This is a genomic window from Solibacillus sp. FSL R7-0682, from assembly GCF_038005985.1.
Lineage (GTDB): Bacteria > Bacillota > Bacilli > Bacillales_A > Planococcaceae > Solibacillus.
Genome location: NZ_JBBOUI010000001.1, coordinates 161,558 through 174,154 on the forward strand (window position 1 = coordinate 161,558; position 12,597 = coordinate 174,154).

Here is a 12,597-nt window from a genome sequence, read left to right on the forward strand (position 1 = left end):
ACTTCCCCGCGACATGGCAGACGCTGCATACCCGCATATATTAGCACACTCTCGAGTAAGTCGGATCCATGTTTCCAACATTTTTACATCTTCTTCTTTTAAACATGCCTCAAAACAATGGTTACATTCGGTCAAACAAGAAAGGCATTCTTCGATACATTCTTTAAATTGTTCATGTATTTTCCCAACCTCCTTGTTGTGTTGATAATACAATTATTAGATACCCCTATTACGTATAGTTAAACTTTATATTTTTAATGTTAACGGTGAGTTTTTATAATTAATGTAGGGGATGTATAATATAGTAAAATCTTATAAATTGTGAGGGAATGTGAAAAATGGATCTATATATTACGAGAGAATTAAATAAAGAGGATAAACAATATATTGATGAGGCACTTTATAAGTTTAACTTAAAGCATTTTCCAGAAGATTTAAGTGGGAGGTATGAAGAAATCAATTTATTTCTTAAAGACGAAGCTGGCAATGTTCGCGGTGGAATCCTCACAGAAGTTTGCTGGAATTGGTTGGAAATTCATACGTTTATGGTAGATGAAGACATCCGAAAATCAGGGTTTGGAACAAAATTATTAGCAGAAATAGAAATGATCGCTTTAGAAAAGCAATGTGATTTTATTAAGGTAGATACTTTAAGTTTCCAAGCGTTAGATTTCTATAAGAAGAACGGATATAAAGTATACGGGAGTATAGATAATGTGGGAAGAGAATTTACACATTACTATTTAAAAAAAGACTTAAACAATTTTTAGTATGGCTGCAATTCAGTTTTATTTGCGAGGAGAAATAATAATGGATTTTGCAATAGTATTGAATGAGTTTCCGAGAGACAGTTTGAATGTCCCAGTGTTACTAGTAAATATAGAAAACCCTGTAATTAAGCCCTTTGCACATATTACTTCTTTATGTAAGCAGAAGGGATGGTAAAGTCAAAAGTTGAATAACAGTTATTATACCTTACTATAAAAAAATACTAAGTAACATGAGTCACTTAGTAAAGTTAACGGATATTAAATACTGCTATTTCTGGATAACAGTTTATACGAAACGGAATTTTAACTGTGCCTATTCCTCTTGTAATAAAAAAATACTGGTTCTTATTGATTTTCTTTAGGCCAAGATGAAAGTCTTTATAAGGACCTACTGTTTTATCGAATAGACGTATTTGTCCACCATGGGTATGACCAGCAAATAGAAAATTAAAAAATAATCCTTTATCTTCAATGTAAGAAATAATATTTGGTGAATGTGCTAAATAAAATGTTAGGTCGCTTTTTGATGGCAAATTACATGTATTATTTCGTTCATTTCCATAGATTGAATTATCAAATCCATATATATTGATTTTAGTATCTTTGATGAAAATCATTTCCCCTTTGTTTTCTAATACGCACATATAGTCTTCTATGAAGCTTTTATTTTCAATATATTCCTTGTCATGAATGGCCCTTTTATTGAAAAAATTCATCGTTTCACGTTCATAATTTCCAGGTGTGAAATAAATCTTAATACCACTATTTTTAATTTTTTTAATCTCTTTCATAACAGAAGGTAGTTGACGCTTTCGACTAACAAGATCGCCAGTAATTATCAATATATCGGGATTGCTTTTTAGAACAATACTTGATAGACGACCATTAATAAAACGTGTTTTCCCATGTAAATCGGATATATGTAAGACAGTGAGATGATTTGATAGATTGAACGATAAGGAATGTGTTGTTTTTTTATAAAAATGCGTATTAAATATAAGCCATCCTAAGAGAAGAAAAATAATTAATAAATAAATAATGTACATGTAATCTCCTCCCCATGTTACTTTAATCGGCGTTAAAAAAATTTCTGTTACTTTTTGAAACTAGTATGTTTGAGAAAAGGTTATTTATAGTTTATAACAAATATTGTAAAAATAAAAAATAAATGAAGTACTAAGGGAAGTAAATAAATATTAATTTGCAGCGAATCAAATTTTTCGAACGGAGTGAATCTTATGAAGAAATCATTTATTTTATCAGGTGTGGCATTAGCTTTTCTCTCTAGCTGCTCTTCAATGAACGATAATCAGTCTAATTCAACTCGAAATGAAAATGGACATGAGTCAGCTGTACTGCAATCAAGTAATGAAGCACGAATAGAAGTAATAGCTAGTCATTTAGAAGCTCCGTGGGCAATTAATAAGCTAAAAGAAACCTTTTACATTACCGAACGGACAGGGAAAATTGCCAAAATCAAGAATGGAGAAGTGACACGACAAAATGTTCTTTTAACAAAAACACTTTCTACTGCGTCAGAAGCAGGTTTACTTGGACTAGTATTAGCGCCTGATTTTGAACAGTCGAATCAAGCATTTGCCTATTATACGTATGAAAAAGGACGAGAGCAGTTTAATCGTATTGTATTGCTGCAGTTAGTCGAAGATACTTGGCATGAGAAGGTAGTGTTGGTTGATGAAATCCCGAGTGGTACATATCATCACGGAGGGCGTTTGAAAATTGGCCCCGATCGAAAACTCTATGCAACTGCTGGAGATGCATCTAATCCTGATTTTGCACAAGACGTCGATTCATTAGGCGGTAAAATTTTGCGGATAAATTTAGATGGTACAATTCCTGAGGACAATCCGTTTCCTAGCTCCTATGTATATAGTTATGGGCACCGCAATCCACAAGGAATCGGCTGGGCACAGGACGGATCACTTTATGCAAGTGAGCACGGACAAAGTGCAAATGATGAAATTAATAAAATTTATGCAGGAGAAAATTATGGCTGGCCAATAATTGAAGGAATAGAAACGCAAGAAGGGCTCATTACACCTTTATTTACTTCAGGAGAGAACATAACATGGGCGCCTTCAGGTATGGATTTTTATAAAGATGAGCTATTTGTTGCTGCATTAAGGGGGGAAGCGCTACTCGCCTTTCATTTAAAAACAGAGGAAGTCCGAGAAATTGTGGCTGATGTTGGTCGCATTCGGGATGTATGGATTGAACAGGGTGTGCTTTATTGGATAACAAACAACACCGATGGACGAGGAACCCCTTCTAGTAAAGACGATCAACTGTTTCAAATGAAGCTTTGATTTGAAATACCTATTCTGATGTCCATTGCTTTATTAAAAGGGGGTTAATCCTTTTAAATTGCCCCCTTTAATCTCTTATTTAGACAATGTAGTTTTTAACGGCTCGTCTCGTATCGCTACTAAATAATTGTTTAGAACATAATCTCTCCCACCATGTGTATTATACCAATCCTTAACTTTACTCACATGATCTTGATCAGCTCGAACATTGGCTTCAATCTCTAGATATTTTTCATAACTATCATATTCCCAGATGGCGAATATTTCAGTAGTTTTCTCATCATTGGGTGTCATCCATCTACCTATTAATCTTGCACCATGTTTAAGTTGATTAGGTAAATTATTCTCATTAAAGTGAGCGTTAAATACTTCTACAAAATCATTTTTTACAATATAGAATTTCCTTCTATAAAACAAAATTCTCACCCCTCATAGTGTTGCATATAGTTGTTGCTACTTCCTTAAAACAGTAACATGCTTACATTAATAGTGTGTTAATAAATGTTTCAGTATTGGCATTAGGAGAATTCTGACGTGTGCATATATAAACAGGACGCATAATTTGGAGCTCATTTATATAAATTCGCCGTAGTTGATTACTAACTAAATACTGTTCTACTGCTATAGATGGTGCAAGCATAATACCATATCCAGATAAAATAGCCTGTACGGATTCCATTAGTCCGTCAAATACTAAGCCTTCCTCAGGTGCTGGTACACCTTGCGTTAAGCAGATAGCTTCTAATAGTTCTCGTGTTGAACTTCCCTTTTCTCGTAGAACGAAAGGGTATGTGACAACATCTTTAATAGAGACAAGTTGATCTGCTAACGCATGTTCAGGATGTGTGACGAAATAAAATTCAATGTCTTTCCAATGTTGGATTGATAATTGAGGTTCATTTATATTTTCTGAAACGATAATTCCAACATCCGCTTTGTAGTTTAATAATTTATAGATTGTATCTGTAGAATTGCCAGTTTGTAAAATGATTTGAGTGTTGCTATTTTCAGCTTTAAATTTTGCAATATATGTAGGTAATAGAAAACTCGAAGGTAGATAGGTAGAAGCAATGACAATCTTCTCGGTTAGTTGTTTTTTCGCATCTTTTATTTTTTCTTCAATAGAAGCTTCTAAGGAAAATAGTTTATCTGCTTCTTTTGCGAGGACTTTTCCGATTTCGGTTAATTGAATGCCACGCCCTCTTGTTTGAAGTAATGCCACATCAAGTTCTTTTTCTAAATGACGGATTTGTATAGTTACAGCAGGCTGACTAAGACATAAATAATTTGCTGCCTTAGTAACACTTTCAAATTCAGCCACTACTTTAAAAATTCTCAGTGCGTGAAGATTCATAAAGCCTCCTATAAATATAATTTATGAATGTGTATTAATTATATATTAGATTTATCAAAAGGGATGAAGTATTGTTTAGAGAAAAAAGCTGAGGGAAATCAAATGGCTACATTTTTTAGGTTAACACTTATCCTAGCTAGTGGAATTCTCATCTTAATGCAAATTAATTCAACAGCAAGTGTGACTTTTCTTAGTATGATTATTTGTATAGGGATGTTTGGATCATTTATTGGAACATTAGCAGGGGGAGGAGGGTTAATTACATTACCAGCAATGATCTTACTTGGTATACCGATTCACTATAGTATCGCAACGAATAAATTTTCATCAGGAATCGCATCTTTCTCGAGTTTACTCATATTACTAAGGACAAAAGAAATGAAATGGGAGCAAATAAAATTTATTATAATAGCTTCAATCGTTGGAGGAGGTATTGGTGCACTTATTGCATCGCTTATCCCCGAAAAATGGCTAAATATCGTGGCGATTGGCTTACTTTTATTTGCCTTTATTTTATCTATTCAAGGGAAGAAATGGTACAGCGACATCCAATCCGTTAATAAGGGTCACATGGATGAACGTTCTTCTAAAGTTATGTCATTTTTTATTGGTATATATGATGGAGGATTTGGGCCTGGTTCGTCTACGTTTAGTATTTTATATTTTATAAAATCCAACTATACATATGTTAAAGCAACACAGATGAGTAGAGTATTAAACTTCGGCAGTTGCTTAGGTGCATTTATTATTTTTTATCAAACCGGATTTTTACAATGGGACTACGCGATTGCATTGGCAACTGGCTCTATAATTGGTACCCAACTGGCACTGAAAATTGTCTCGAAAATACCTTTACAGTTTGCAAAGTGGTTATTAACAACCATTTTAATTTTATTAGTAGGTCAAGTAACATGGCAATTATTTTAGTATTACATAAAACTTGTATCCCTTTGAAAAGAAAAGGATACAAGTTTTCTTTATAAGGAATTTAGTAAATAACCGCTTTATGGAATTTCAAGGAGTGATTGATTAATAAAAGAAGGAATCCTTGTCCGAAAAGTAGAATTTGGAATTGAAGAGATGCGGCTATGTGGAATTAAGTGTAGGAGTCGTATTAATTTTTATTCAAAAGCTTTAGATGATCATGTGGGGTGTTACTTTGATAAATTTTTTTAGCTATAACTGGCAAGTAAGAGATGAATGGTTTGAATGGTGTAAACAACTACCGCAAGACGAGCTGCTAAAAGAGCGAACTGGTGGCGTAGGAAGTATTTTAAATACACTTTTTCACATTATTGATGTTGAATATAGTTGGCTTCGTGGCATTCAAGGAAAGGAGGATGTAGTTATACAGTTTGCTGATTATGCAACCCTTGAAAAGGTAAAAACTCTGTCACATAGATTGCGTGATGAAATAGCTGAATTTTTACAGGAGAGCTTTGCTGAAATAAAAGAGAAGGTTGTAAGTGTTCCTTGGGATGAGGATGTATATACGGTTGATGAAATAGTACATCACATAATTGCCCATGAAATTCACCATATAGGTCAACTTTCAATTTGGTCAAGAGAATTGGATCTCAACCCGGTTGCTGCAAACTATATCGGAAGAGATTTTGTGAAATTAAAAGGGCAATATATGGAATAGAGGATTCAAAAATAATGAAATAAGAAAATGACGCGCGGAGGGATATACATGCATATTCGCAATTCGGCTAAAGCTATTATTATTCAAAATGATAAAGTGCTATTAACGAAAAATCTCGGGAACGACGATTTTTTTTACATCCTTCCAGGCGGAGGTCAAGAACATGGTGAAACACTTCATCAAGCATTAATCCGAGAATGTATAGAGGAACTTGGTCAGCATGTAGAGGTTGGAAAGCTTCTACACATTCGAGAGTACATAGGAAAAAATCATGAGTATGCTGCATTTCATTCTGCTGTTCATCAAGTAGAATATTATTTTATTTGTAACATCATCAATGAAACAGAGAGCTTCAAGCCTTCTCAGCCTGATCCTGAACAGGTTGGGATTGTATGGCTACCTATTCGTGAACTACTGGAATATGAGATATACCCTAAACAATTAAGACAATATATTATGCAGCATTTTTATAATGAGAACGCACCTGTTTATTTAGGGGATATTAATTGAAGCCATAAATTTTAGAAAGTGTTCCCCAAAAATAAATGGAGGAACTCTAATTTATAGTTGTTAAGTGTAAGCTATAACTTAATTCACCATCATACAAGAGAAATTCTCGACCTTGTTTTCGATGATATAAATCCATCACATAGGGATAATAAATAGGTTTGGCGTCATTTACAAAACTTTTGTAAAGATTGGTCTCTTTAATTTCAAACGGTTTCAAGTCGGATTCCCTTTTTTTTATGACTTCTGTAGTATTTTGAAAAAAGTCCGCCGGCAATAATGAATCACTATTAGGTGAATTCGGATTAATGGAACTCACTTCACCATTTTCAATATTAATTAATAAGATGCAATCATAAAAAGATAAGTCATCTTGAATTGGTTTTAAAGCTATGAAAATTAAAACATACTGTTCATCTAAATAAACCAATTTGGAATAAATTGATTGTCGATATTCCAAATCAAGAACAAATTGTTTGAGAGATATGCTCATTTTTTGGGGGTTTGAAAAGTCAGTTGATTTATAACGATAGAAATGAATTGTTTGATGCTTACAGTCAAATGCACTAAAGTAAAAAAATAATCGCGTAGGCGATAGCGCATATTCATTATATCGGAGAGTGGTTGAATGGATTTCATTGATTGTTCCGTCCATTAAATTGATCTTACTTAATGCAATTTTATTATCACTTAAAACTAGAGCTGCAAATTTTTCATTGTTAATTGTATGAAGGGGAATCAATCTTTCATTATTCAATCTAATACCTCCAATACCCTAAAAATATATTAAAAATAATGTAAATAGCTAACCAAAATATAAATCGAACCTAATAATTAGGTCTATCAACATATATTTATAAGTTCTATTAATAAATTTATCACCTATTGCGGATATTTAATAAAATAGTTAGATTTAACTAAATGGTTGGAGTGGTTTTGTATTGTTGGAGATAAATCGAAAGATTAAAACTGCGGTTCATTTTTTTAGCTACCATTTAAAGATTAATGGGATGAAAGTAATGGCAGAGTGTTGGCTGAGGGAAAGGTAGAATTTAGATTATGGGGGTTCATTGAAATTAAAAATGCGTCTCCATGTAGTGTTGATAACATGGAGACAAAGGCTATAATAGCGAATTTTATTTTTAGAAAGAGTTTAATAATAATCATAAAACTTTCCTTTAAATTAGAATTCACCGCCAATTAACCACATACCAAAAGTAGTAATTGCATCATTTAAAAGTAGCAATTCTAACATATTTAATCACCTCCTTTTATTAACATACCATATTTTCCAATGGTATAATAAAATAGTCAAATATAACTAAAGGTGGGGTAACTTTGAATTCAATTGGAGAAACATTGAAAGAAATAAGATTGGCAAAGGGTATTACACAAACGTATATATCTAAAGAAGCTGAGATTACTCAAAGTAATTATTCCAAATATGAAAAAGGAAATATTGATATGGGAAGTGAGGCATTTTTAAGAATTCTTGAAACTATGGATGTACAGCTTCAAGAATTTATGTACATTCAAAATGACCACCAATTATCAAAGAAAGAGGCAATTCTTTTAAATTTTTTCAAACTACCATTTCACAATTTATCTGCACTCTCCGAATTACAAAATAAGTGCATAAAGTATTTAGAGCAATCAAATAGTGTATTAATTCAAGATATTTTAATATTAATAGAAGCACTTAAGATTATTTATATTGAAAATGATTTAGCTAAGGGGCGACAAATCGTAGCACCAATTTGGAATCGTCTATGCAAAAATGATGAATTATTTGTTTATGATATATATTTTCTAAATGCAATTCTCTATATTTTTTCACTAGAGGAAGTACTGAATATTAAACATTATTTACTAAGAGCGTACAAAAAGTATCAGGACTTTCCGAATACTTTAGCCATTTTTGTTAACCTACATATTAATATTTCTTTGCTTCTATTGGAAAATAAACTTTATGAGGAATCCTTAGACACTTTAGAAATTGTTGAAGAGATATGCACAAAAAAACGTCAATATTTTCAACTTTCTATTATTTATATAAGGAAAGGCATATGCTTAAATAATCTTAAAAAAAATGGCGATGATTTAATAGAAAAAGGAATTCATTGGTTGCAAATGTTTGATGAAGTTGATGCCCTCGAAATCATGCAAAACGAAATTGACCTTTACAATAAAAATCAAAACATTTCTTCTAGTAGAACATAAGATAAAGGCTGGGCATAACTATATTAATAAATGGAAATCAGGATTGCAGTCAATAAAAATTTGAAGTTATTGAATTGATTGGAGTGCATGGTCGACTCCTAGTGGAAGAGAGCGTGACGCCTGAGACTACAGGCTCAGGCCACTCCCCTGGAAAGCGTACCCGGAACGTAAATCAATACCTTCTATAGCAAAAAAATCAGGTTTTTCTTATAGAAAAACCTGATTTTTTTATAATGTCCAGCCTCTGCCTCTTCCAAGAAATATCGATGCTACAAATCATTATGAAATTTTTAAATCTTTTGCAAAGCACTCATGCTTTTTTAAACAAACCTACGATGAAATCCTCCAGCCCGAATTCATTTTCGTGTAAATGCTCATATTGCATATCTCTTATTTCAATTTCCATAAATTCGTGGAAGATTGCTTGTAATTTTTCTTTGTTATACCCCAGCCCCCCATGTAAGCTTCGATCAATGTAATATTGCTGATCAGATAAGGAAGAGCCGCCGTATTTTCCATTCTCTTTAAATGCACTTATAGAAAATTGACCTTTATTTGCTAAATGCTTCTGAATTAATTGTATGTAAGATATTCTTCGGTGTGGTGCTAAATGATGGAAACAGCCTGAATCATAAATGAAATTGAATTTTTGGCATGGTAAATCTAAATCAAAAATATTTTCACAAACAAAGTGAATTTGTACGTTATCATTGGCTGCCTGGTCAGTTGCCCACGCAATCGCCTCTTTTGATAAATCTACTGCGGTAACTGAAAACCCTTGCTTAGCTAAGTAAATGGCATTTCGTCCATTGCCACAGCCGAGTTCAAGTACATGGCATGGCCTTATATTTTCCCTTTCAACATATTTGACTAAATGCTCGTCGGGTGTGTCGCAAAAAAATGGAATATCGTTTGATTTTTCTTTATAAAATGAATCCCAAAATTCTTTAGGCTCTCTTAATAGAGAGTCTAATAATTGCATTAAATCATGCTCACTTTTCACTATCATGAATGACCTCCTCCTTTTCCTAATAATTGTAATAAAAAGAGGGGCTTTCTTTGTTACATACCGTTTAAGAAAATATTAAATACATCGTTATAAAGAGGATACAAAGCATTAAAAAGTAAACTTAAATCAAGTTTGTATAGCTTATAAGAGTTGATGGGGGCTAAGGAGTACTAATATTCAATAACCATTAATAATAGACTGACGAGCCCTATAAATATGTATAATGAAGACGCAACAACAAAGAATTGTTACAAGTATTACAAATATTACTTGATTTTGGGTTTGCTTGATGGCATTCAGACTTATTAATGATGTAGTATGCAACCCTCTTGTGTAAAATTTATCCAAGGGGGAATTTAATGATTAACAATCTTTCTATTAATGAAATACAAGAGGCTCAAAAACATACTAATTTTGTTATATTAATGCCAATATTATCTGAAGCATATGCGATTCAAAATATTACGGTAAGAAAAGAAACGAATGAACAACGCTCTTCTATTCGTTTTGAATTACATAATAACGGACGCATCATTCGAGTAAAGCAGTTTTTTTATGATTGGGCAATTCCAGTAATTACTGCTGACACAAATTTAATAAGTCAAGGTGAGTCCTTTGAAATTGACGGTATCATTGGGTTTATCGGTATAGATTATAAAGGGCATCAAGCAGCATGCTTTTCTAAGTGGTTTACTACTATTGAAGTGTCTGTTTTGACAGGTAATTTTGATGAAGAAGAAATCATAACAATATTTAAAAGCTTAAAAGTGGTAGATAAAGATGCAATTCATAAAATAGGTAAGCAATCTTTTTCAACATGTAGCCATACTGCTCGTTTTAACCTCCCAAAATGGGACAGTTATGACGAAATTACTCGTGTATCATGGTATGAATCTAAGGAAAGTAATTTAATTGAGAAAAGTAGGGAACTAGGAATTGAATTACCTCAGTTTCATAATGAATATTACTTAGATTCAATAGGTTATAAAAGTCATTATATTGGTGAAGAGTTTCATTTTTTATATCGATCCGAAAAAGATTATACAAACGGATTTTGGTTATGGATTGCTCCTAAAGGAATATCCGATCCATTACCTTCAAAAATGGGGCGTAAAGTCGGAGGTAGACAAAGTTGGAACGTAAAAAAAGTGGGAGGTTCTACTTTACATATTCCAATAAATGAAGTTGTTTTGTGTAGACAAAATACGAAATATAAAAGCTGGATGCTCCATTGGGAGAGCGATAATAAGATTTATCATTTCTATTCTAGAGCTAGTATGAAAAATAACATTCGAGATATTCGGGCATTTTTATTGAAATTATATGCCCGATAAAGTTTTTCTTTTAGAAAATGTATAACTAATTCTTATAGCTTTCAATAAAGTTCTTCAATTTTCCTTATGGACTAAATATTGGTAAAGTTTGGTTATAAGTGATTGGAGGGATTTCTAATGAAATCAATTGTTCAAAATGAATTTGGTGATGCGAATGTTCTTTCATATGTTGAGGTAGATATCCCTAAAATAGAGGATGGGGAATGTCTCATCCAAGTGGCCTATACGAGTGTGAACTATGCAGATATTAAAGCTCGAACAGGAAATAAAGCAAAAGGCAATTTTCCTTTTACGGTAGGATTGGATGCCGCAGGGACGATTTTAAAGACAAATGTAAATTCTAAATTTGCTATTGGTGACCGAGTTATTGCATTTCCTAAAGCGGGTTCCTATGCAGAGTACGTTGTAGCCAATGAGCTGTTAGTGTATAAAATTCCGGATACCCTTTCGTTTGAACAAGCCGCTACAATGCCGACTGTTTCGATTTTATCCTACATGCTGCTTCATGAAATTGGGCAAGTACAAAAAAGCGATACGATCGTCGTTCATAGTGCGGCGGGGGGAGTAGGTTCAATGCTCGTACAGCTAGCAAAGTTAGCGGGCGTACAAAAAATCATTGCAACAGTTGGAAACCTAGATAAAGCTAGTTACGTAAAAGAATTAGGGGCAGATGTCATCTGTACGTATGCATCCTTTTCACAGGAAGTATTAAAGGAAACAGAGAAAGTTGGGGCAAATGTTATTTTTGACTCTGTTTCAGGGGATGTGACAAGTGAAAGTTTAAAATGCTTAGCGCTTTATGGAACCCTTGTTCAATTTGGCAATAGTAGTGGAGAAGAGGGACATTTTAAAACAAGTGATGTACATAGTAGCTGTAGAAATATTAGAGGCTTTAGTTTAGGGACAACAAGAAAATACGACCCTGCTCGCCTAGCACCAGTTGCGGAAAAAGTGATTCAGTTTTTTGAATCTAATCAAATCACACTGCCAATTGCACAAGTATTCAATTTATGTGATGCCGCAAAAGCGCATCGCTTAGTCGAAAGCCGTAAGTATAAAGGAAAAGTACTACTTAAAATTGAATGAATATAGCATAGAAATACCGGATTATTTTTTGAGAAATTTGCTTAACATAGAAACATCTTTTATTTTTGAATGCAAAATAAATTTCTTGGAGATGAGCTCATGATGAAACTTTGGTGGGTGACAAACTTTTTATGGTTCATTTTATTTGTTGCTTTATCTGTATTTATCGGTATTAGGAGTGTGGATGGCACAGGAGCAGAGCAAACGCCGGAACTAAGATTAGTTGCTTTTATTGTTTTGGTAGCGTTTTTTGCCTTTATTTTATTGTGCCAATTAGGGTTTTTATATTTCATTAAAAAAGGAAAGTCCGCTTCAGTTGAATAACGAAAAGGAATAGAGAAGGAG

General features: G+C 33.1%; 14 protein-coding genes. 9 read left to right on the forward strand and 5 right to left on the reverse strand.

Annotated elements, in window-relative coordinates; translation table 11 throughout:
• Positions 1-338 precede the first annotated feature (338 nt).
• Positions 339-770 (forward strand): GNAT family N-acetyltransferase, encoded by a 432-nt coding sequence (locus MKZ17_RS00810; protein ID WP_340721926.1) that lies wholly within the window; start codon positions 339-341, stop codon positions 768-770.
• Between the two features lie 248 nt (positions 771-1,018).
• Here MKZ17_RS00810 and MKZ17_RS00815 read toward each other — a convergent pair whose 3' ends face one another.
• On the reverse strand, positions 1,019-1,816 hold the full coding sequence (locus tag MKZ17_RS00815; protein ID WP_340721927.1) for a metallophosphoesterase: 798 nt from the start codon (positions 1,814-1,816) through the stop codon (positions 1,019-1,021).
• Positions 1,817-2,008: 192 nt separating this feature from the next.
• Here MKZ17_RS00815 and MKZ17_RS00820 point away from each other — a divergent pair, with 192 nt between their 5' ends.
• A complete protein-coding gene (locus tag MKZ17_RS00820) occupies positions 2,009-3,097 on the forward strand; it encodes a PQQ-dependent sugar dehydrogenase (RefSeq protein WP_340721928.1) in 1,089 nt (362 codons plus the stop codon).
• A gap of 75 nt (positions 3,098-3,172) precedes the next feature.
• On the opposite strand, the gene MKZ17_RS00825 is transcribed toward MKZ17_RS00820, so the two are convergent.
• On the reverse strand, positions 3,173-3,514 hold the full coding sequence (locus MKZ17_RS00825; protein ID WP_340721929.1) for an NIPSNAP family protein: 342 nt from the start codon (positions 3,512-3,514) through the stop codon (positions 3,173-3,175).
• A 61-nt stretch (positions 3,515-3,575) separates the two neighbouring features.
• Complete coding sequence (locus MKZ17_RS00830) at positions 3,576-4,451, reverse strand: LysR family transcriptional regulator (RefSeq protein WP_340721930.1); 876 nt, start codon at positions 4,449-4,451, stop codon at positions 3,576-3,578.
• 102 nt (positions 4,452-4,553) lie between these two features.
• Between MKZ17_RS00830 and MKZ17_RS00835 the strand changes: the two genes are divergently transcribed.
• The 3 genes from MKZ17_RS00835 (at position 4,554) to MKZ17_RS00845 (ending at position 6,606) form a co-directional block, all read left to right on the forward strand.
• On the forward strand, positions 4,554-5,378 hold the full coding sequence (locus tag MKZ17_RS00835) for a sulfite exporter TauE/SafE family protein (protein WP_340721931.1): 825 nt from the start codon (positions 4,554-4,556) through the stop codon (positions 5,376-5,378).
• Between the two features lie 232 nt (positions 5,379-5,610).
• On the forward strand, positions 5,611-6,096 hold the full coding sequence (locus tag MKZ17_RS00840) for a DinB family protein (RefSeq protein ID WP_340721932.1): 486 nt from the start codon (positions 5,611-5,613) through the stop codon (positions 6,094-6,096).
• A 48-nt stretch (positions 6,097-6,144) separates the two neighbouring features.
• Entirely contained in the window at positions 6,145-6,606 is a 462-nt protein-coding gene (locus MKZ17_RS00845) for an NUDIX domain-containing protein (RefSeq protein WP_340721933.1), read from the forward strand.
• 46 nt (positions 6,607-6,652) lie between these two features.
• Here the strand turns inward: MKZ17_RS00845 and MKZ17_RS00850 are convergent, their stop codons facing one another.
• A complete protein-coding gene (locus MKZ17_RS00850) occupies positions 6,653-7,360 on the reverse strand; it encodes a hypothetical protein (protein WP_340721934.1) in 708 nt (235 codons plus the stop codon).
• A gap of 581 nt (positions 7,361-7,941) precedes the next feature.
• Between MKZ17_RS00850 and MKZ17_RS00855 the strand changes: the two genes are divergently transcribed.
• On the forward strand, positions 7,942-8,823 hold the full coding sequence (locus MKZ17_RS00855) for a helix-turn-helix domain-containing protein (protein ID WP_340721935.1): 882 nt from the start codon (positions 7,942-7,944) through the stop codon (positions 8,821-8,823).
• 310 nt (positions 8,824-9,133) lie between these two features.
• Here the strand turns inward: MKZ17_RS00855 and MKZ17_RS00860 are convergent, their stop codons facing one another.
• On the reverse strand, positions 9,134-9,832 hold the full coding sequence (locus MKZ17_RS00860) for a class I SAM-dependent methyltransferase (protein WP_340721936.1): 699 nt from the start codon (positions 9,830-9,832) through the stop codon (positions 9,134-9,136).
• A gap of 359 nt (positions 9,833-10,191) precedes the next feature.
• Here MKZ17_RS00860 and MKZ17_RS00865 point away from each other — a divergent pair, with 359 nt between their 5' ends.
• From MKZ17_RS00865 to MKZ17_RS00875, 3 genes are all read left to right on the forward strand, one after another.
• Positions 10,192-11,166 carry a hypothetical protein gene (locus MKZ17_RS00865; RefSeq protein ID WP_340721937.1) on the forward strand — a complete coding sequence of 325 codons (975 nt, stop codon included), beginning with the start codon at positions 10,192-10,194 and terminating at the stop codon, positions 11,164-11,166.
• Positions 11,167-11,283: 117 nt separating this feature from the next.
• Positions 11,284-12,252 carry a quinone oxidoreductase family protein gene (locus MKZ17_RS00870; RefSeq protein WP_340721938.1) on the forward strand — a complete coding sequence of 323 codons (969 nt, stop codon included), beginning with the start codon at positions 11,284-11,286 and terminating at the stop codon, positions 12,250-12,252.
• A 99-nt stretch (positions 12,253-12,351) separates the two neighbouring features.
• Entirely contained in the window at positions 12,352-12,576 is a 225-nt protein-coding gene (locus tag MKZ17_RS00875) for a DUF3923 family protein (RefSeq protein ID WP_340721939.1), read from the forward strand.
• Positions 12,577-12,597: the final 21 nt, after the last annotated feature.